Below are 19,017 nucleotides of genomic sequence, written 5' to 3' on the forward strand. Positions count from 1 at the left end.
GCAATCGCCGCCCTGATCGAAAGCCGGGACGCCCTGGCCAGCGCCAGCCGCCGTTTGCGATCGGCCCCCGGGATCGGACCTGTACTGGCCGCCGTGATCCTCGCCCGCCTGCCAGAGCTTGGACAGCTCGATCACCGGCGCATCGCGGCCCTGGCCGGGATGGCACCCCACGCCCGCGATTCAGGCACCCTGCGCGGCAAACGCCGCATCTGGGGCGGGCGGCCCGTGATCAGACGCAGCCTCTATCTGGCAGGCTTCATCGCCTCACGCCACGATCCGAACATCAAAGCCTTCAGAGCACGACTCGCCGCCGCCGGAAAACCGACAAAAGTCGCCATCATCGCCTGCGCAAGAAAACTCCTGACAATTCTCAACGCAATGGTCAAAACAGGCAAAGACTACAACCAAACCAAAGCCTGAAAGACAGTTGCTACCAACCGGCCTTGCGCATGGTGCACCTCGGGCGGGCGCTTCTCGGATCGGCCAAGGCGCCCTGCCCCCGGCAAGAGCGCCGGCGTTCCGGGCCTCGTCAGAAAATCCACAAAATCGCGCCGGGCCTGCGCTTTTCCTCTTGCGGCGCCGCGGCCTCTCCCCTAAATCCGCGCCATCGACGGAGTGCGGGCGTAGCTCAGGGGTAGAGCATAACCTTGCCAAGGTTAGGGTCGAGGGTTCGAATCCCTTCGCCCGCTCCAGTCGAAAGCTCTAATTCGCCCAAGGGGTGATGCGAGCCGAGGCCCGCGGCGGCCAGTTTCCAGAATATGGATATGTGGCGCGGTTCCAGGGCGGTCACCCTATTCGATCGTGTCGCCGATCATCCGGTACAGGACCTCGGTGTTGGAAATCGTCCGGTAGAAGGTGACGATCTGGTCCCAGGGGTCGGATACCCTCTGGAAACCGGAAATGAACACGAACAGCGTGCTGACCTCGGTCTTGCCGCCGATCACCAGCCAGCCCCCGATCACAAGCACCACAAGGGGCCCCAGCGCATCGAGAAAGTTGCCGAGCGCGGTCAGCAGGTACTTGCGCAGGTATATCTTGATGCGCACGCCGTAGACGCGGTCGATCAGGTCGCTGCCGGGCGGGCGCTGCGCATCCACCGCTCCGCGCGGCGTGAATTGCACCGCGAGCAGCCCCAGATGGCGCAGAGAACGCCTGACGATCACCGTCCAGCGGTTGATGATCTTCTGCGTCTTCGGCACGATCACCGCCTGCGGAAAGTAAATGACAAGCGCAAGCACCGCGATGATCGGGTTCAGCCAGATCAGATAGCCAAGCACGAAGAGGATCGTCCCCCCCTGCAGCAAGGGCAGCGAGAAAGCATCGGCCGCAAAGCCCGCGACATCCTCGCTTTCCGAGGCCAGCATGGAGACGACCTTCCCCGCATCAATCTCCGGTGTGGCGCCCTCGGCCCGCTGGCTCGGCGCGTTGACCCGCAGGAGGATGCGCCGCCTGAGGTCGCGCGCCGCAGTCTCCAGCGCCTTGCCGCGCTGGATGTTGAGCGCATATTTCAACGCCCCCAGCACAATGGTCGCGGCCAGATAGGCCAGACCCAGCGCGACCAGCAAGGGGACATCGCGCGCCACGGTCACATCGTCGATGATGCGGCGCTGCAGTTCCAGCGGCACCAGGGCGAGCGGCGACAACAGCGCCGTGAGGCCGCAGATCCGGATCTGCAGCCGTCTGGTCGTCCGCCACACGAAAGCATAAAGCGGGATCTGCAGCGAGGGCACCGGCGTCAGGGGCAAGCGTGTCGACAATTGCATTCATGTCCATGGGTTGCGGTCTCCATGCTTATTCCCCGCGAGAGGAACTGCAAGTGGTCCGCCAAGGTTGCGAAGGGGTCCCGGCCCTTTCCGGCAACAGGCGATGCCGCGCCGGGTTCCTTCCCGAAATTTCATCCCTGTCGCAAAATCCCGTCACGAACCCGCCTGCGACACGCGCGCGTACATCGCCACGGAGTGCGGGCGTAGCTCAGGGGGCGAGCATGACCTTGCCAAGACGAGGGTTGGATTACCTTCGCCCGGTCCAGTCGAAAGTCAAAAGGCGCCTTGCTGGATCAGCACGGCGCCCTTTGCTTTTGTGATGCGGCCGCGTATTGGCGCCCTTGCTTTGGACCGGGGCTTCCCGTGAGACATGATCAACCTGCTATCATGCGTGCAGTTTCCAAAGCGGGCGGTCCAACGGAAGGAGCCGGCCCCGGTCGGCATATTGCCAAGGCAGAGCCCTCGTGCGACCTTCGATCGGGCTAATTGGCCGTTCACGGTATGGTTCCCAAAAGGAAATTGCGATGACCGAAAACGAAACGAGCACGCCCTTTGACGGCGCCCAAATGCAGGGCGGCCATTTTCAGCGGGCCGATATGTCGGGCACCTTCTTTGACGGTGCGAACCTGCAGGGCGCCCGATTTTTCGCTGTGATGACATCAACGACCTTCACCGATACCAACCTGGCGGCAGCCCGTTTTGACGATGTCAATCTTGCAGAGGCGCGCTTTGACAATGTGAACCTGTCTGGTGTCACCATCACGAATGCCAACCTGTCCGGATCGAAGATTCGTGGCGCCACCCTGTCGCATTCGGAGATCGAGGACGTTGATCTGACCGGCATGAGGATCAATGGCGTTCTGGTAAGCGATCTGTTCGCGGCCTATGAGCGAGCGCAAGCCTGACGGGGGGAGCGGGGCGGAACCGCTGCTGCATCCGCCGCGCCGACCTTCGTGCCGAAGCGCTGATGTCTTGCGTGATAGGCGGGTCTGGCGAGAGCCAGGCATCCTGGCCGTTGTCCGCCCGAGGGCATGGCGCGAACTGCCGTGTCAAAACCCGTCGAGCGGCCTGTCCAAGAGCCTTTCTCCTCGCGGCTCGGCCACCGGCCATTCCGGTTTCCCCAAAATCTCCGCCCACGCGCAAATTCCCTGCACAAACCCGCTTGCCCCTGCCTGCGACACGCGCTAGTACACCGCCACGGAGTGCGGGCGTAGCTCAGGGGTAGAGCATAACCTTGCCAAGGTTAGGGTCGAGGGTTCGAATCCCTTCGCCCGCTCCAGTCAAAAAGGCCAGCCGCAAGGCTGGCCTTTTGCTTTGGCGAGGCCCGCAGATACCCTCTCCCCCACCCTCCGGAAATCGGTGAAAGATCTCGGCCCGAGCCTTTGTTTTCCTTGGGATTTCATCGCAAATCGGCTAGGCTTTGCAGGCGGATTTCGGGGAGGATCTCTTGCAGCATGTGGCCGTGATCGACATTGGCAAGACCAATGCCAAGCTGCTTCTGATCGACCTTGCCACCGGGCGGGAGGCCAGGGTTTTCAAGATGCCGAACCGGGTTCTGACCACCCCGCCCTATCCGCATTTCGACACGGATGCCTTGTGGGATTTCCTGCAATCCGGCCTGCAGAAGCTGGCCGCTGAAGGCCCGGTCGATGCGATTTCGATCACCACGCATGGCGCTTCGGCCGCCTTGGTTGATGCGGCGGGGGATCTGGTGCTGCCGATCCTCGACTATGAATTTGCCGGGCCGGACAGCTTGCCGGAATACGATACCCTGCGCCCGGATTTTGCCGAAACCGGCTCTCCGCGTCTGCCCGGCGGGCTGAACGTCGGGGCGCAGCTTTACTGGCAAGCGCAGAGCTTTCCGCAGGATTTTGCCAGGGTCCGCCACATCCTGACCTATCCGCAATATTGGGCGATGCGCCTGACCGGGGTGGCGGCGAGCGAGGTGACCTCGCTTGGCTGCCATACCGATCTGTGGAACCCTTGGGCGGGGCGATTTTCCAGCCTTGTCAGCCGGATGGGCTGGCAGGCGCTGTTCCCCAAGGTTGCGCCCGCCGCCGCCCGCTTTGCCCTGCGCCCCGACCTTGCGCAGAAACTGGGCCTCGCCGAAGGCACGCCGGTTCTGTCGGGCATCCATGATTCCAACGCCTCGCTTCTGCCCTATCTGGCCGAGGACGCAGCCTTTTCGGTGATCTCGACCGGGACCTGGATGATCAGCCTTGCGGTCGGCGGGCCGCAGGTCGCGCTCGACCCGCAGCGCGATGTGCTGGTCAACGTCAATGCCAAGGGCGGCCCTACCCCCACCGCGCGCTACATGGGCGGGCGCGAGTTCGACATGCTGACCGAGGGGCGCGTGGTCGAACCCTCGCCGCAGGACCGGCAGGCGGTTCTGGCCGGGCTGATGATCCTGCCCTCCCTCCACCCCGATACCGGCCCCTTCCCCGGCCTGCCCCTGCGCTGGACGGACACGCCTGCGACGGATGGCCAGCGCGTCCTCGCCGCGAGCTATTACACCGCCCTGATGGGTGCGGCCTGTCTGGAGTTGATCGGGGCCGAGGGACCGATCCATGTCGAAGGGCCCTTCGGCGGCAACCCGGACTTTGCCCTCATGCTGGCGAGTGCCACGGGCCGCCCGGTGATCGCCTCGGGTCAATCTGCCGGCACGGGTCTGGGGGCGGCGCTTTTGGCGGGTCCGGTTCTGGTCGAGCGGGCGAAAGCGGAGCCGGTCATGCCCGACCCGACCCTGGTGCCCTACGCGCAGGCCTGGCGCGCCAAAGTCGCGGCCTTGTGGCAGGCTCGGCCAGGCTAAGGCCGCCTCACGCCATGAAAAACGTCTCGACCAGATCGACGGCGACGGGCGAGCCATCGGGGTTGGTCCGCATGATATCACCCATATGCGCCCACCAGCGCTGCATCACCGGGTGTTTGGGCAGGTCGGCCATGCGGTGACCCGCGTCCCGCTCCAGCGTGGCGAAGAGGGTGCCCGTCTCGCGGTCGAGGTGGATGGCGTAGTTGCGAACCCCCGCTTCACGGAGAAGCGCCACCAGTTCGGGCCAGATCGCGTCATGGCGGCGGATATATTCTGCCTCCTGCCCGGGGTTGAGGAACATCTTGAAGGCGTGGCGCATCGGACCTCCTACACGCGGCTGCGGCGGGTGCGGAAATCGGCCGCAAGGTTGGGGATCAGGACCGAGGCGATCAGGAGGATGCCGATCACCCCGGTCTGCAGATGGCCGGTGATGTTGGTCAGCGCCATGCCGTTCCTCAGATTCAGGATGATCAGGATCGACAGGAACACCCCGGGCATCGAGCCCTTGCCGCCAAAGATGCTGACCCCACCGAGCAGGACCATGGTGATGATGTCCAACTCGAACCCCGAGGCCGCATCGCCGCGCACCGATCCGAGCCGCCCGGCGTAAAGCAGCCCCGCGAGGGCCGCGACAAAGCCCGACATCAGGAACAGCGTCGTCTTGACCCGCGCCACATCAAGGCCGGAAAACCGCGCCACCTCGGCATTGGTGCCGATCACCACCACCGCCCGGCCAAATCCGGTGCGGTGCAAGAGGATGCCCAACCCCAACAAAAGCACGACGAAGATCATCAAGGACAGCGGCACCGGCCCGATCAGACCCTGTGCTCCAAGACCGTCGAACCACTCGGGAAAGTCGCCCATGCTCTGGTCCTTGGCCAGCACCCGGGCAAAGCCGCGAATGCCGATCAGCATGGCCAGGGTCACCACCAACGAGGGGATGCCGACCCTTGCGATCAGGAAGGCGTTGATCAACCCGGCCACCAGCCCGATGCCAAGGCAGATCACCACGGCAAAGCCGATCGGCACGCCATGGGTGAACATATAGCCGAAGGCGCAGGCCGAAAGCCCCATGACCGAGGCGACGGAGAGGTCGATCTCGGCATTGATGATGATCAGCGTCATCACCAGCGCCACGATGATCTTCTCGATCGACAGCTGGAACAGGTTGATCTGGTTGCGCAGGGTCAGGAAGGACGGCGCCAGCAGGGCATTGCCCGCGAAGGTGATCAGGAACAGGATCAAGAGCATCCCCTCCCAGCTTTTGAGAAACCGCAAGGTCCGCTCCATCACAAGGCTCCCTTCTTGGCGCCAAGCCGGCTCAGCGAGCGCGACATGAAGGTATCGACCGTCACCGCCGCCATGATCAGCATCCCCAGAAGCGCGTCGCGCCAGAATTCCGACACCACGGCCCAGCGGGTCAGCGAGTTGTCGATGGTGTCGACCAGCACGCAGCCGATCACGACGCCGATCATGCTGCCCGAACCGCCAAGGATGGAAACCCCGCCGACCACGACCGCCGCCACCGCTTTCAGTTCAAAGCCCAAGCCCGCGACCACGGTGATGTTGCCGAACTTCGCAAGGAAGATCAGACCCGAAAGCCCCGCCAAAGCGCCCGACAGCACGAAGGCGGTAAAGACCACCGCGCCCGCATTGATCCCGGCCATCACCGCCGCATCGGGGTTCGACCCCACGGCATAGAACCGGCGCGCTGCGCGCAGCCGCGTCAGCGCCAGCCCCATCGCAATGGCAGCCGCCACCGCCATGACCACCGTCACCCGCACCTCAAGCCCGAAGATCGAGAAGGCATTGGCCTGCGGCAGATCGACCAGCCATTGCGGCAAGCTCGCCGTCGTGATGGTCCGCGCGTCGGAGTATTGGACAAGGAAACTCCGGTACAAAGCCAGCGTCCCCAGCGTGACGATGATCGAGGGCACCCGCCCCCAGGCCACCAGCACCCCGTTGATCGCCCCCATCCCAGCCCCGATCCCCATGGCGAGGACGGCCACCATGATCGGGCTCATATCGCCATGGCCCGCCAGAAAGGCGCCAGTGACATAGGCCACCACGCCGACGGTGGAGCCGATCGACAGGTCGATGTTGCGCGTCATCACCACGATGGCCTGTCCCACCGCGATCGGCAGGATCACCGCCGCCGAGGTCGAGATCCGGGTGAACATCCGCACCGAAAGGTACCCGTCGATCTGCGTGGCAAAGAAGGCCACCGTGGCCAGAAGGGCGATGCCCAAAGCGATCAGCCGCAGGTGTTGCGGGTGGATTTTGCCAAAAGCCCCCATCACGCCGCCCCCGCCACAGCGTCATGGCCGGCGGCAAGGGTGATCACCCTTTCCTGGCTCGCCTCGGCAATATCCAGAATCCCCACCTGTTTTCCTTCCCGCATCACCAGAACCCGGTCGGCCAAAGCCAGAACCTCGGGCAGATCGGAGGAGATCACCACGACCGCCACCCCCTCCTTCGCCAGCTGCCGGATGATGTTGTGCACCTCGGCCTTCGCACCCACATCGACGCCGCGGGTCGGCTCGTCAAAGATCAGGATGCGGGGCTTGGTCTCCAGCCATTTGGCCAGCATGACCTTTTGCTGATTGCCGCCCGACAGCTTGCCGACCTCGATCCGCACGCCCGGCGACTTGATCGCCAGCTGCTTGCGGTAGCCCTCGGCCAGGGCCATTTCGGCCTTCCGATCAATCAGGCCGAAGAGGCCCAGAAGGTTCTTCAGGCTGGCGAGCGAGATATTGGCAAAGATCGGCAGGCTCATCGCGAGGCCCAGCTTGCGGCGGTCTTCCGAGACATAGGCGATCTTGCGCGCCATCGCCTCCGCTGGAGTGCGGATGGTGACTTCAGCCCCGTCGATCAGGATGCGGCCTTCGGTGGCGGGGGCGATGCCGAAGAGCGCCAGCGCCACATCGGTCCGCCGGGCACCCACAAGACCGGCAAAGCACAGGACCTCCCCGGCGCTGAGGTCGAAATTGATACCGCGAAACACACCCGCACGGCCCAGATTTTCCAGCCGCAGGACGGAAGCCCCATGCGGGTTGGCCTCGGTCTTGAGCGCAAAGGTGTCGATGGCGCGGCCGACCATGTCCTTGACCATGCTGTCGGTTGTCACTTCGGCCAAGGGTTTAGTCGAGATGTGCTGGCCGTCGCGGATCACGGTCACGCGGTCGGCGATCTCGAAAATCTCGTCCAGTCGGTGCGAGATATAGATCACCGCCACCCCCTTGGCCTTCAAGGCGCGGGCGATGTTCAACAGCCGCGCCACCTCATGCGCCGAAAGGCTGGCGGTGGGTTCGTCCATGATGAGAACCTTGACGTTGAGCGAAAGTGCGCGAGCAATTTCGACCGTCTGCTGTTCGGCCAAGGTGAGGCCCGAGGCCGCCCGGTGCACGTCCAGCGTGACGCCAAGCTGCGCCACGAGCCGTTCCGCCGCGGCATAGATGCGCTTCCAGTTCATGAAAGCGCCCTCGGCGCGGTTCGAGATGAAAATATTCTCGGCCACGTCGAGGTCGGGAAACACCATGGGTTCCTGATAGATGGCGGCGATGCCATGACTCTGCGCCTCTTGCGTCGTGCGCAGGATGACGGGTTGGCCATTCACCTGGATCGTGCCGCTGTCGGGCTGGTGCACCCCGGTCATGATCTTGATCAGGGTGGATTTGCCCGCGCCATTCTCCCCCACGATGGCATGGATCTCGCCGGGCTGGATGGCCAGGTTCATGTCCTTCAGCGCCTGGGTGGCGGCAAAGCTTTTGCAAACGCTGCGCAGGTCAAGGATGGCGGCTTGGGTCACGGCGGGGATTCCAGGATGCAAGAGCAGACAGGGCCGCCACCGGGGCGGCCCTGCAAAGGCATTGAAGTGTCGCGCTTACTTCGCGGCGGCTTCGACGTTGTCCTTGTTGTAGACCGTGAAGGGCCCCATCAGGATGCGCTTGGCACCGGCGCGGCTGGCATCGGCTTCGATCTTGAAGTTGCCCATCCGGCCGGCCTTGAACTCTTCCCCCACTTCGCCCTTCAGCGACCCGGTGGCGAGCATGTAGCTGGTGTAATAGGTCAGATAGCCAAGGTCGACAAAGCTCCACAGCGCGAATTCCGGCGCGCAGCCGTTCATCGTGTAGCTGACCATCTCCGCCGGCAGACCGAGGCCCGAGACCTTGACCTTGTCGCAAAGCTTTTCGTCCTGCATCGCCTTGGCGGCGGCGACAATGCCCACCGTGGTCGGCGCCATGATCACCTTCAGGTTCGGATATTTGTCGACCAGGCCCAGGGCGCGGTTGTAGGATTCCTCGGACTGGTCGTTGCCATAGACGACGTCATCCAGCTTCAGATCCTTGTACTTGGCGTCGGTAGCCAGGACCTTCTTCATGGCATCAATCCAGGCGTTCTGGTTGGCCGCATCAGGCGAGGCCGACAGGATGGCAAACTCGCCCGCACCACCTGCCTCGTCATAGACCATGTCGGCCATCACGGTGCCGATCGAGCCGAAGTCGACCTGCGCCACGAAGACGCTTTCGCCCTTGCCCGAAGGGATCGGGCTGTCCCAGGTGACGACCTTGGTGCCCGCGGCCTGTGCGGCCTCGGCGGTCGGCGCGATCTGGTCGCCAGCGCCGTTCGACAGCATCACCACGGCCTGTTTCTGGGTGGTGGCGGTGGTCAGCATCTCGATCTGGCCAGCAGCCGAGTTCTCGGCGGTCGGGCCGATGTACTGCAGCTCTCCGGTATTGCCGAGCTCTTTGGCGGCTTCTTGCGCGCCACGGTTGGCCTGATCGAAGGGCAGGATGCCCAGGAATTTCGGCAGCAGGACCATATTGGCGGCCTGGCCCGGTTTGGCCTCGATCACATCGGCCATCACGGTGGAGCCCATCAGCCCCGCCGCCAGCGAGATCGCAAGCCCAAGCTTGTTCATCTTCATAACGTTCCTCCCTCTTGGTTTCACTTCCGGCTCATGCGGCCGAAAGGTTGGTCTCCGCTTCTGCTTCGGCGATGAGGACCTCCACCCCCACCGACCGAAGATGATCTATCATCGCCTGCGGCGCGCCCGGATCGGTCACTACCGTCGACACCCGGCTCAAGGGGCAGACAACCATGTTGCCCCGCGCCTCGAATTTCGAACTGTCCGCGATTACGATCAGCTTTTCGGCCCGGCTGAGCAGCTTGGCCTCGGCCCGTGCGATCAAAGGATCGCTTTCGATCACGCCCATCGGCGTGATCGCGTAGCAGGACATGAACATCTTGCCCGCCGCGAAGTGCTGGATCGCATCTTCTTCAAAGGGCGACAGGATGATCCCCGGCTCGCGGTACAATTCACCCCCCGGCAGCACGACCCGGTTGCCGGAGTTGGCAATCAGCTCCTGCGCAATCGGGAAAGAGTTGGTCAGCACTTGCATCCGGTGCTGGCGCAGGCATTGCGCCATGAACCAGGTGGTCGACCCGGCGTTGAGGATGATCGAATCGCCATCTGCGCACAGGCTTGCCGCCTTGCGCGCCACGGCGCGCTTGGCCTCGGCATTGGTGGTCTGGCTGACCCCGAAAGAGGCCGCCGTCAGGTCACCCTGCCCGGATACCTCTGCGGTTTCCGCCCCGCCATGGACCCGGCGCAATTGGCCCGAGTCTTCCAGCCGCGCCAGATCGCGGCGCAGCGTTGCGACAGAAGCTCCGGTCAGCGCGGCGAGATCGTTCACACGAACGATGCCGCGTTCACGCAGCCTTGTCAGGATAAGTTGCCATCTTTCACGTTCATGCATGACGTCAAGCTAGTCAGAATCGCTCATATCCGTCAACAACCAATCGCAATGCTGCATTGCAGTAAGTTTTCTGCGACGCAGTATGCAGTAAAATGATTGACCATGAGCGATTCTCGCCCTAGCTTCGCTGCCATGACCCAAAATCTCCTCCTCAAGTCCCTCTGGGACGATGCCATCGCCGCCCCGCTCGATGAGCCGGGCAAACTCCTGTACCGGTCGAACCTGCTGGGCTCGGACCTGAGGATCACCAATTTTGGCGGGGGCAATACCTCCGCCAAGGTCGCGGCAAAAGACCCGCTGACCGGCGCGGATGTGACCGTGCTCTGGGTCAAGGGTTCGGGCGGCGACATCGGCAGCATGAAGCTGGACGGGTTTTCGACCCTTTATATGGACAAGCTCTTCCAGCTGCGCGCCCAGTACAAAAGCCTCGATCAGGAGGATGCGATGGTGGAGGCTTTGGGCCACACGATCTTCAACCTCAACCCGCGCGCGCCCTCGATCGACACCTGGCTGCATGGCTTTGTGCCGCACACCCATGTCGATCACGTCCACTCCGACGCGGTGATCGCGATTGCGGCCTCGAAGGACCAAGTGCGCCTGACGGCAGAGATTTTCGGCGACGAGATCGGCTACCTGCCTTGGCAGCGCCCCGGCATCGACCTTGGCATCAAGCTCGGCAAGATGGCCGAGGAGAACCCCAAGATGGTGGGTCTGGTGCTCGGCAGCCACGGGCTTTTCACCTGGGGGCCGACTGCGAAAGACTGCTACGAACAGACGCTCCGCATCATCAACAAGGCCGCCGTCTGGCTGGACGCAAATGTGAAAAAGCCAGTCTTCGGCGGGGAAAAGACCCCGGCCCTGACTGCTGACGCCCGCAAGGACGTCGCCCGCCGCCTGATGCCGCTGATCCGCGGCCGGATCTCCAAATCCGAGATGAAGGCCGGCCATTTCACCGACGCGCCGGAAGTGCTGGAGTTCGTCAATTCCAACGCCCTGGAATCCCTCGCACCCTTGGGCACCTCCTGTCCCGACCACTTCCTGCGCACCAAGATCAAACCGCTGATCGTGCCCGCAGATGCCGATGCGGCCACGCTTGACGCCCTGATCGCCAGCTACCGCGCCGACTATGCCGCCTATTACGAGCGTTGCAAGCACGCGAACTCGCCGGCGATGCGCGACCCCAATGCCGTGATCTACCTGATCCCCGGCGTCGGCATGCTGTCTTTCGCCAAGGACAAGGCGACCGCCCGCATCTCGGCCGAGTTCTACGTCAACGCGATCAACGTGATGCGCGGGGCCTCCGGTGTGTCGGAATACCAGGGACTGGACGAACAGGAAGCCTTCAACATCGAATACTGGCTGCTTGAAGAGGCCAAGCTGCAGCGGATGCCGAAACCGAAGTCGATGCAGGGCCGCGTGGCCTTCATCACCGGTGGTGCTGGCGGCATCGGTTCGGCTTCCGCCGAGCGTCTGCTGCGCGAAGGCTGCAACGTGGTTCTGGCCGACATCGACCAGACGGCACTGGATGAAGTCGTGGCCGGTTTCTCCAAGCGCTACGGCCGCGACATGGTGCGCGGCGTTCTGATGAACGTGACGCAGGAAGACCAGGTCATCAAGGCCGTGGAATACACCGTGGCGGAGTTCGGCGGGCTGGATGTTCTGGTCAACAACGCCGGCATCACCACCGCCGCCCCGGTAGAGGACACGACCCTGGCCATGTGGAACAAGACGATGGACATCCTGTCCACCGGCTATTTCCTCGTCGGGCGCGAGGGGTACCGGGTGCTGAAAGCGCAAGGAATCGGCGGCTCGATGGTCTTCATCTCGTCCAAGAACGGCGTCGCCGCCTCGCCCGGCGCATCGGCCTATTGCACCGCCAAGGCGGCGGAAATCCACCTCGCCCGCTGCATGGCGCTGGAAGGGGCGCCGATGGGTATCCGCGTCAACGTGGTGAACCCCGATGCCGTGCTGCGCGGCTCGAAGATCTGGAAAGGCGAATGGAGCCAGCAACGCGCTGCCTCCAACAAGATCGCCGTGGATGAACTGGAGGAGCATTACCGCAAACGCAGCCTGCTCCTGCGCTCGGTCTTCCCCGAGGATATCGCAGAAGGAGTCTATTTCTTTGCGAGTGACATCTCGAACAAGAGCACCGGCAATTTCCTGAACATCGACGCGGGCAATGCCGTGTCCTTCACGAGGTAAGCGATGACCGAGATTTCAACCGACCTGATCGGCACGCTGAACCATGAAGCTGCCGAGGCCCAGGCCGAAGACTACGCCGCCCTCGGCCGGCAACTCGCCCGCCGGGGAGTGGATATCGAGACCCTGACCCAGCGCGCGATCGACTGGTCGGTTGCGATCCCGACCTGGGGCGTCGGCACCGGCGGCACCCGGTTCGCCCGGTTCCCCGGCGCGGGCGAGCCACGCAACATCCACGACAAGCTGGCCGATTGCGGCGTGATCCAGGCCCTGACCCGCGGCACCCGCACCGTCTCCCCCCATATCCCCTGGGACAAGGTGAGCGATTACAACGCCTTGCGCCAGGAGGCCGCGCAATATGGCCTCGGCTTCGATGCGATGAACTCCAACACCTTTCAGGATCAGGTCGGCCAGGCGCAAAGCTACAAGTTCGGCTCGCTGGCCAATGCCAGCCCGATGACCCGCCAGCAGGCCGTCGAGCATAACCTCGAATGTATCGAGATCGGCCGCGCTCTCGGCTCCACCGCCCTGACGGTCTGGATCGGCGACGGCACCAACTTCCCCGGCCAGCAGAACATGGGCCGGATGTTCGAGAATTATCTCGACGCGATGGGCAAGATCTATGCCAGCCTGCCGAAGGACTGGACGCTTTACATCGAACACAAGATGTACGAGCCGGCCTTCTATTCCACGGTGATCTCCGACTGGGGTTCCTCGCTGATCGCGGCGCAGACGCTGGGTCCGCAGGCCAAGTGCCTCGTCGATCTGGGCCACCACGCGCCCAACACCAATATCGAACAGATCGTGGCGCGGCTGATCCATGTCGGCAAGCTGGCCGGTTTCCACTTCAACGATTCGAAATATGGCGATGACGATCTGGATGCCGGTTCGGTCGACCCTTTCCGCCTGTTTCTCGTCTTCAACGAGCTGGTGGATGCCGAACCCAAGGGCCAGAAGCTCGCCTATATGATCGACCAGAGCCACAATGTGACCGACCCGATCGAAAGCCTGATGTCCTCGGCCATAGAGATCGCCCGCGCCTATGTCCAGGCGAGCCTTGTCGACCGCAAGGCCCTGGCCGCGGCGCAAGAGGGCAATGACGTCCTGGCCGCGCACCGGATGCTGAAGGCCGCCTACCTGACCGACGTCTCCCCGATCCTCGCCGAAGCCCGCGCAAGGCAAGGCGGTGCCCTCGACCCGATCGCCACCTACCGCGCCAGCGGCTACCGGGCCGAAAAGGCGAAAGAACGCCCCGCCGTGCAGGGATCTTCGTCTGGCATCGTCTAGGCCCCGATTTTTCTGCGAAAAATCAGAAGAACGTCATGGCGTTCCGGAAGGTGGGCGGAGGATGTCCCACCCGGTCCGCCTGTTGGCAAAGCCGCGCCTCCGGCGGGAGTATTTGGACAGAGAGCAAAGGATTGAAGGGGCTCGGATCGGGGTGGATACTCGCGACACGCCGCCTTTGCACTCTGTCCAAATACTCCCCGCGCGGAGCGCCGCGGAGACAAGCGGCTTGGCCGCGCAGGCGACCTGAAAGGCTTGCGGCGCAGCCGCTCCGCTGGGCTTGGGGCGTCGCGCGGTCCGGGGCTTGCGCCGATTCCGGCCCTTTCCCCGCGCCGCGCCAGCCCCTATAAGGCCGGGGCAGCGATGGAGGCCCCCGATGCGTGACGCCAGTATCACCCGCAAGACCGCCGAGACCGAGATCTCCGTTTCGGTCAACCTTGATGGCAGCGGGCTTGCGGAAATCTCGACCGGGGTCGGCTTTTTCGACCATATGCTGGACCAGCTCGCCCGCCATTCGCTGATCGACATCAAGGTCGCCGCCAAAGGCGATCTGCATATCGACGACCACCACACGGTCGAAGATGTGGGCATTGCCCTCGGCCAGGCGCTGGCTCGCGCCGTCGGCGACAAGAAAGGCATCCGCCGCTATGGTCACTTTGTCCTCGCGATGGACGACGCGCAGATCGAATGCGCGCTGGATCTGTCGGCGCGGCCTTACCTGATCTGCAACCTCGACTTCCCGACCCAGAAGATCGGCACCTTCGACACCGAACTGGTGCGCGAGTTCTTCCAGGCCCTGGCCACCCATGGCGGCATCACGCTCCACATCGACAAGCGCCACGGCTTCAACTCCCACCACATCGCCGAGGCCGCCTTCAAGGCTCTGGCCAAGAGCCTGCGGATGGCGGTGGAGAAGGACCCGAGGAACGACGCCCTGCCCTCGACCAAGGGCGCGCTATGAGCCTGACGGTCCTGGTTGATTACGACTCGGGCAACCTGCATTCGGCGCAGAAGGCTTTCGAGCGGATGGCGGCTGAGGTAAACGGCGGGCAGATCCTCGTTTCCTCGCGCCCCGAGGATGTCGCCCGCGCCGACCGGATCGTGCTGCCCGGCGACGGCGCATTTCCCGCCTGCCGCCGCGCGCTTGGCAGCTATGGCGGGCTTTTCGAGGCCATCGAAGAAGCCGTCACCCACAAGGCCCGCCCCTTTCTCGGCATCTGTGTCGGCATGCAGATGCTGGCCTCCTGGGGCCGCGAATATGAGGATGTCGCGGGTTTTGGCTGGATTCCGGGCGAGGTGGTTCGCATCACCCCCGCCGATCCGGCGCTGAAAGTGCCGCATATGGGCTGGAACGACCTGATCCTTGACCCCGGCGCCAGCACCCATCCGGTGCTCGACGGCATCGCCACCGGCGATCACGCCTATTTCGTCCATTCCTACCATTTCCGCGTCACCGATCCGGCGCAGCGTCTCGCCCATGTCGATTACGCCGGCGATGTGACGGCCATCGTCGGCCGCGACACGATCATCGGCACCCAGTTTCACCCCGAGAAAAGCCAGAAGGCCGGCCTGCGCCTGATCGGCAACTTCCTGACCTGGACGCCATGAGCGCCGAGAGCCCGGATATCGAAAGCATCCTGGGCGATATCGCCCGCGACATCGCGGCCGAAGCGGACCGCGGCCAGCCCGCCAGCTACATCCCTCAGCTGGCCCGCATCGACCTCGGCCATTTCGGCATGTCGGTGGCGCTGGCCGATGGGCGGCAGTTCAGCGTCGGCGATGCCGCGGTGGGCTTTTCGATCCAGAGCATCTCGAAAGTCTTCACCCTGGCCATCGCCCTCGGCCGCACCGGCGACCAGCTCTGGACACGGGTCGGGCGCGAACCCTCCGGCCTCGCCTTCAACTCGATCCTCCAGCTCGAGCATGACAACGGCCGCCCGCGCAATCCCTTCATCAATGCCGGTGCCATTGTGGTCACCGATGCGATCCTCGCCGGCCACCAGCCGCGCGAGGTGCTGGGCGACCTTCTGCGCTTCATCCGCGATGCCGCCGACGACCCCGACATCCACATTGACGATGCCGTGGCAAGGTCCGAGGCCGCCACCGGCCACCGTAACTTCGCGCTGGCCCATTTCATGAAGGCCGCCGGCAACCTGATCCATGCGCCCGAACTGACGCTTGGCACCTATTTCCACCAATGCGCCATCGAGATGAGCTGCGACCAGCTGGCCCGCGCCGGCCGGTTCCTGATGGCGGCCCCCGGCATGCCACGGCTGGTCTCGCTGGACCGGGTGCGCCGGATCAACGCGCTGATGATGACCTGCGGCCATTATGACGCCTCGGGCGACTTCGCCTACCGCGTCGGCCTGCCCGGCAAAAGCGGGGTCGGCGGCGGCATCCTCGCCGTGGCCCCCGGCCGCGCCTCGATCGCCGTCTGGTCGCCGGGTCTGAGCGCCCAGGGCAATTCGAAGCTCGGCGCCAAGGCGATCGAGATGCTGGTCCGCCGCCTCGGCTGGTCGGTCTTCGGCCAGGCCCATTTCTGAGGCCCATTCCTGAGGTTCATTCCTGGGGCCCTCGCCCCAAACCGCACTTGCCCTGCCCCGGCCTTGCGCCTAAACCCGCGCTCAAAGCAGGAGAGCACCCATGATCCTCTACCCCGCCATCGACCTCAAGGACGGCCAATGCGTCCGCCTGCTGCGCGGCGAGATGTCCGCCGCCACCGTTTTCGGCGATGATCCCTCGGCACAGGCCGCGACCTTCGTGGCCGCGGGTTGCGAATGGCTGCATCTGGTGGACCTGAACGGCGCCTTCGCCGGAACCCCGGTGAACGCTGCGGCGGTCGCGGCAATCCTCGCCTCCGTCAACGTCCCCTGCCAGCTCGGCGGCGGCATCCGCGACATGGCCACCATCGAGATGTGGCTGAAGAAGGGCCTCGCCCGTGTCATCCTCGGCACCGTCGCGGTGGAAAACCCTGACCTCGTGCGCCAGGCCGCCAAAGCCTTCCCCGGCCAGGTCGCCGTCGGCATCGACGCCCGCAAGGGCTTTGTCGCAACCAAGGGCTGGGCGACCGAGACCACGATCCAGGCCACCGACCTCGCCCGCTCCTTCGAGGATGCCGGTGTCGCCGCAATCATCTACACCGACATCGACCGCGATGGCGCCATGGGCGGCCCCAATATCGCCGCAACCGAGGCCCTGGCCCGCGCCGTCGCCATCCCGGTCATCGCTTCCGGCGGCGTCTCGCGGCTGGACGACCTTCTGGCGCTGCGCGACACCGGAGTCATCGCCGGGGCCATCTCGGGCCGGGCGCTTTACGATGGGGCGATTGATCTGCGCGCCGCTCTCGCCGTGCTGGCCGCCTGAGCCTCAGCCCCAGGGCGCCGGCTCATCGCTCATGATCTGGCCGAAGATGTTCTCCCGGTGCCATTTCAGGTTCTCGGGGTGCGGCCAGTCGCGCGCATCGCGGGGCAGCGACAGCTTGCCCTGCGGCAGGATCAGGCGATCCACCACCTCCGACGGCACCTTGTTGCGCGACACCAGGATCGTGTAATCCTCCGCGACCGAGATCAGGCCGCGGTCGAACATCCAGTGCAGGGTCCCCGACAGAGCCAGCCCATTGCGGACCGAGTCGCTGCCCTGCCGCTCCACCGGGCGGATATGGGCGGCCTGAACCTCCGGGCGCCCGCCGCCATTGCGCAACCGCAGGCCCGAGATCGCGCAGCGATAATCATAGGCCAGCCGCACCTTGCGGCGAAAGGCAATGTCCCGGTAGGGGCGGCTCAGCAACCGCTCGATCACCGGCCGCTCGAAGGGCGCCACGGGGTCATCAAGCTGTTGCCCCGGCGGATCGTAGCGCCTGGCCTCCTGCGCCTCCAGATCCTGCGGCAGGCCCAGCTGGACGATCGCGGCAAACTCGCGGTCCGGCAGGCGCCGCACGGCCAGTTGCTGCGCCCCGCCGGACTTGGCGCTGCCATCCTCGGCCGCCAGGGCGCTCTCAAGCGGACGCCCTGCGATCAGGCGCGGCACTTCATGGTCAAAGGGCAGAAAGCTGCCCGGCACGATCTGCGCCAGAAAGCAGCCCGCAGCCCCCGGCTTCGGCTCCACCCGGTCAATCTTGGCCACCGCGAAATAGCCGCGCGGCCCCGCCTTCACCGGCTCATAGTAGATCACCCAATCCCCGACGCCCTCCAACACCGCCTTGAGGTAGGATTTCGGAAAATCATAAACGACATCAGGCTCGTCGTCGTAGATCGAACCGGCCTTGTGCAGAAGTATCAGCTTGCCCATGCGGCCAGGAAACCAATCCCCACGCGTTTGGCAAGCCTTTTCCCCGGTTCAACCTGCTCCCTTCATTCAGACCCAAATATCCCGGGGGGAGGCGCAGCCGGGGGGCAGCGCCCCCTTCCCCCCGCCCGGGCTTCGCGCTAAACTCGAGCCATGCTGAAAACCCGCCTCATCCCCTGCCTTGATGTCGCCGATGGCCGTGTGGTCAAGGGTGTCAACTTCACCAACCTGATCGACGCCGGCGACCCGGTGGAGGCCGCCCGCGCCTATGACGCGGCCGGTGCCGATGAGCTGTGTTTCCTCGACATCCACGCCACCCACGAAAACCGCGGCACGATGTTCGACCTCGTCACCCGCACCGCCGAGCAATGCTTCATGCCGCTGACTGTCGGCGGCGGGGTGCGCACGCATCACGATGTCCGCGCGCTTCTCTTGGCCGGGGCCGACAAGGTCTCGTTCAACTCCGCCGCCGTGGCCGATCCAAATGTCGTGGCCGAGGCCGCCGACCGGTTCGGCTCGCAATGCATCGTGGTGGCGATTGATGCCAAGACGGTCAGCCCCGGAAAGTGGGAGATTTTCACCCATGGCGGCCGCAAATCCACCGGCATCGACGCGGTGGAATTTGCCCGCACCGTGGCGGCCAAGGGCGCGGGAGAGATCCTTCTGACAAGCATGGACCGCGACGGCACCAAGGGCGGCTACAACCTGCCCCTGACCCGCGCCATCTCCGATGGGGTCAGCATCCCGGTCATCGCCTCGGGCGGGGTCGGCACGCTGGACCACCTGGTCGAGGGTGTCACGCAGGGCGGCGCCTCGGCGGTGCTGGCCGCATCGATCTTCCACTTCGGCACCTTCAGCATCGCCGAGGCCAAGGCCCATATGGCCGCCGCCGGCATCCCGATGCGGCTGAATTGAAGGA

18 protein-coding genes and 2 tRNA genes are annotated in these 19,017 nt (G+C 64.5%); 12 read left to right on the plus strand and 8 right to left on the minus strand.

The genetic code is table 11. The features are described 5' to 3' along the window. Both AC1DVR_RS07910 and AC1DVR_RS07915 read left to right on the plus strand, forming a co-directional pair. Nucleotides 1–420: transposase (locus AC1DVR_RS07910; RefSeq protein ID WP_478000011.1), on the plus strand; the 420-nt coding region annotated here is incomplete at its 5' end. Nucleotides 421–617: 197 nt separating this feature from the next. Further along, a tRNA-Gly gene (locus AC1DVR_RS07915) sits at nucleotides 618–692 on the plus strand. A 99-nt stretch (nucleotides 693–791) separates the two neighbouring features. On the opposite strand, the gene AC1DVR_RS07920 is transcribed toward AC1DVR_RS07915, so the two are convergent. After that, the gene (locus AC1DVR_RS07920) at nucleotides 792–1,763 is read right to left on the minus strand and encodes an ABC transporter transmembrane domain-containing protein (protein ID WP_478000012.1); all 972 of its coding nucleotides are present in this window, start codon (nucleotides 1,761–1,763) and stop codon (nucleotides 792–794) included. Between the two features lie 524 nt (nucleotides 1,764–2,287). Between AC1DVR_RS07920 and AC1DVR_RS07925 the strand changes: the two genes are divergently transcribed. From AC1DVR_RS07925 to AC1DVR_RS07935, 3 genes are all read left to right on the plus strand, one after another. Next, the gene (locus AC1DVR_RS07925) at nucleotides 2,288–2,668 is read left to right on the plus strand and encodes a pentapeptide repeat-containing protein (RefSeq protein ID WP_478000013.1); all 381 of its coding nucleotides are present in this window, start codon (nucleotides 2,288–2,290) and stop codon (nucleotides 2,666–2,668) included. 299 nt (nucleotides 2,669–2,967) lie between these two features. Next, nucleotides 2,968–3,042, plus strand: a tRNA-Gly gene (locus AC1DVR_RS07930). 177 nt (nucleotides 3,043–3,219) lie between these two features. Next, entirely contained in the window at nucleotides 3,220–4,572 is a 1,353-nt protein-coding gene (locus AC1DVR_RS07935) for an FGGY-family carbohydrate kinase (protein ID WP_478000340.1), read from the plus strand. A gap of 7 nt (nucleotides 4,573–4,579) precedes the next feature. Here AC1DVR_RS07935 and rhaM read toward each other — a convergent pair whose 3' ends face one another. The 6 genes from rhaM to AC1DVR_RS07965 form a co-directional block, all read right to left on the minus strand. Next, complete coding sequence (gene rhaM, locus AC1DVR_RS07940; RefSeq protein WP_478000014.1) at nucleotides 4,580–4,891, minus strand: L-rhamnose mutarotase; 312 nt, start codon at nucleotides 4,889–4,891, stop codon at nucleotides 4,580–4,582. Between the two features lie 8 nt (nucleotides 4,892–4,899). Next, nucleotides 4,900–5,862, minus strand: coding sequence for an ABC transporter permease (locus tag AC1DVR_RS07945; RefSeq protein ID WP_478000015.1), 963 nt, complete (start codon nucleotides 5,860–5,862; stop codon nucleotides 4,900–4,902). After that, entirely contained in the window at nucleotides 5,862–6,869 is a 1,008-nt protein-coding gene (locus AC1DVR_RS07950; protein ID WP_478000016.1) for an ABC transporter permease, read from the minus strand. The genes AC1DVR_RS07945 and AC1DVR_RS07950 overlap by 1 nt, the downstream gene beginning before the upstream one ends. Then, nucleotides 6,869–8,380 (minus strand): sugar ABC transporter ATP-binding protein, encoded by a 1,512-nt coding sequence (locus AC1DVR_RS07955; RefSeq protein WP_478000017.1) that lies wholly within the window; start codon nucleotides 8,378–8,380, stop codon nucleotides 6,869–6,871. Before AC1DVR_RS07955 ends, AC1DVR_RS07950 begins: the two co-directional genes overlap by 1 nt. A gap of 75 nt (nucleotides 8,381–8,455) precedes the next feature. Then, complete coding sequence (locus AC1DVR_RS07960) at nucleotides 8,456–9,499, minus strand: substrate-binding domain-containing protein (protein WP_478000018.1); 1,044 nt, start codon at nucleotides 9,497–9,499, stop codon at nucleotides 8,456–8,458. 31 nt (nucleotides 9,500–9,530) lie between these two features. Next, nucleotides 9,531–10,331, minus strand: a complete 801-nt coding sequence (locus AC1DVR_RS07965) for a DeoR/GlpR family DNA-binding transcription regulator (protein ID WP_478000019.1) — start codon at nucleotides 10,329–10,331, stop codon at nucleotides 9,531–9,533. A 132-nt stretch (nucleotides 10,332–10,463) separates the two neighbouring features. On the opposite strand from AC1DVR_RS07965, the gene AC1DVR_RS07970 reads away from it, so the two are divergent. The 6 genes from AC1DVR_RS07970 to hisA all read left to right on the plus strand — a co-directional run bounded on the left by AC1DVR_RS07970 (nucleotide 10,464) and on the right by hisA (nucleotide 17,177). Then, entirely contained in the window at nucleotides 10,464–12,533 is a 2,070-nt protein-coding gene (locus tag AC1DVR_RS07970; RefSeq protein WP_478000020.1) for a bifunctional rhamnulose-1-phosphate aldolase/short-chain dehydrogenase, read from the plus strand. Between the two features lie 3 nt (nucleotides 12,534–12,536). After that, nucleotides 12,537–13,817 (plus strand): L-rhamnose catabolism isomerase, encoded by a 1,281-nt coding sequence (gene rhaI, locus AC1DVR_RS07975; protein WP_478000021.1) that lies wholly within the window; start codon nucleotides 12,537–12,539, stop codon nucleotides 13,815–13,817. 373 nt (nucleotides 13,818–14,190) lie between these two features. Beyond that, nucleotides 14,191–14,775: an imidazoleglycerol-phosphate dehydratase HisB gene (hisB, locus tag AC1DVR_RS07980; protein ID WP_478000022.1), complete on the plus strand. Its 585-nt coding sequence runs from the start codon at nucleotides 14,191–14,193 to the stop codon at nucleotides 14,773–14,775. Beyond that, nucleotides 14,772–15,422 (plus strand): imidazole glycerol phosphate synthase subunit HisH, encoded by a 651-nt coding sequence (gene hisH, locus AC1DVR_RS07985; RefSeq protein WP_478000023.1) that lies wholly within the window; start codon nucleotides 14,772–14,774, stop codon nucleotides 15,420–15,422. The genes hisB and hisH overlap by 4 nt, the downstream gene beginning before the upstream one ends. Further along, the gene (locus AC1DVR_RS07990; protein WP_478000024.1) at nucleotides 15,419–16,357 is read left to right on the plus strand and encodes a glutaminase; all 939 of its coding nucleotides are present in this window, start codon (nucleotides 15,419–15,421) and stop codon (nucleotides 16,355–16,357) included. The genes hisH and AC1DVR_RS07990 overlap by 4 nt, the downstream gene beginning before the upstream one ends. Before the next feature lie 100 nt (nucleotides 16,358–16,457). Then, a complete protein-coding gene (gene hisA / locus AC1DVR_RS07995) occupies nucleotides 16,458–17,177 on the plus strand; it encodes a 1-(5-phosphoribosyl)-5-[(5-phosphoribosylamino)methylideneamino]imidazole-4-carboxamide isomerase (RefSeq protein ID WP_478000025.1) in 720 nt (239 codons plus the stop codon). A gap of 3 nt (nucleotides 17,178–17,180) precedes the next feature. Here hisA and AC1DVR_RS08000 read toward each other — a convergent pair whose 3' ends face one another. Continuing rightward, a complete protein-coding gene (locus AC1DVR_RS08000) occupies nucleotides 17,181–18,101 on the minus strand; it encodes an HNH endonuclease (protein WP_478000026.1) in 921 nt (306 codons plus the stop codon). Between the two features lie 150 nt (nucleotides 18,102–18,251). Between AC1DVR_RS08000 and hisF the strand changes: the two genes are divergently transcribed. Then, nucleotides 18,252–19,013, plus strand: coding sequence for an imidazole glycerol phosphate synthase subunit HisF (hisF, locus tag AC1DVR_RS08005; protein ID WP_478000027.1), 762 nt, complete (start codon nucleotides 18,252–18,254; stop codon nucleotides 19,011–19,013). The last annotated feature ends 4 nt before the right edge of the window (nucleotides 19,014–19,017 follow it).

The organism is Rhodobacter sp. P2_H5, assembly GCF_056403335.1.

Excerpts from the sequence above, each read along its gene's own strand:
- AC1DVR_RS07920 (WP_478000012.1), bottom strand. The coding sequence starts at position 1,763 with ATGCAATTGTCGACACGCTTGCCCCTGACGCCGGTGCCCTCGCTGCAG.
- AC1DVR_RS07965 (WP_478000019.1), bottom strand. The coding sequence starts at position 10,331 with ATGCATGAACGTGAAAGATGGCAACTTATCCTGACAAGGCTGCGTGAA.
- rhaM (WP_478000014.1), bottom strand. The coding sequence starts at position 4,891 with ATGCGCCACGCCTTCAAGATGTTCCTCAACCCCGGGCAGGAGGCAGAA.
- AC1DVR_RS08000 (WP_478000026.1), bottom strand. The coding sequence starts at position 18,101 with ATGGGCAAGCTGATACTTCTGCACAAGGCCGGTTCGATCTACGACGAC.
- hisA (WP_478000025.1), top strand. The coding sequence starts at position 16,458 with ATGATCCTCTACCCCGCCATCGACCTCAAGGACGGCCAATGCGTCCGC.
- AC1DVR_RS07970 (WP_478000020.1), top strand. The coding sequence starts at position 10,464 with ATGACCCAAAATCTCCTCCTCAAGTCCCTCTGGGACGATGCCATCGCC.
- AC1DVR_RS07945 (WP_478000015.1), bottom strand. The coding sequence starts at position 5,862 with ATGGAGCGGACCTTGCGGTTTCTCAAAAGCTGGGAGGGGATGCTCTTG.
- hisF (WP_478000027.1), top strand. The coding sequence starts at position 18,252 with ATGCTGAAAACCCGCCTCATCCCCTGCCTTGATGTCGCCGATGGCCGT.
- AC1DVR_RS07950 (WP_478000016.1), bottom strand. The coding sequence starts at position 6,869 with ATGGGGGCTTTTGGCAAAATCCACCCGCAACACCTGCGGCTGATCGCT.
- AC1DVR_RS07960 (WP_478000018.1), bottom strand. The coding sequence starts at position 9,499 with ATGAAGATGAACAAGCTTGGGCTTGCGATCTCGCTGGCGGCGGGGCTG.
- rhaI (WP_478000021.1), top strand. The coding sequence starts at position 12,537 with ATGACCGAGATTTCAACCGACCTGATCGGCACGCTGAACCATGAAGCT.
- hisB (WP_478000022.1), top strand. The coding sequence starts at position 14,191 with ATGCGTGACGCCAGTATCACCCGCAAGACCGCCGAGACCGAGATCTCC.
- AC1DVR_RS07925 (WP_478000013.1), top strand. The coding sequence starts at position 2,288 with ATGACCGAAAACGAAACGAGCACGCCCTTTGACGGCGCCCAAATGCAG.
- AC1DVR_RS07990 (WP_478000024.1), top strand. The coding sequence starts at position 15,419 with ATGAGCGCCGAGAGCCCGGATATCGAAAGCATCCTGGGCGATATCGCC.
- hisH (WP_478000023.1), top strand. The coding sequence starts at position 14,772 with ATGAGCCTGACGGTCCTGGTTGATTACGACTCGGGCAACCTGCATTCG.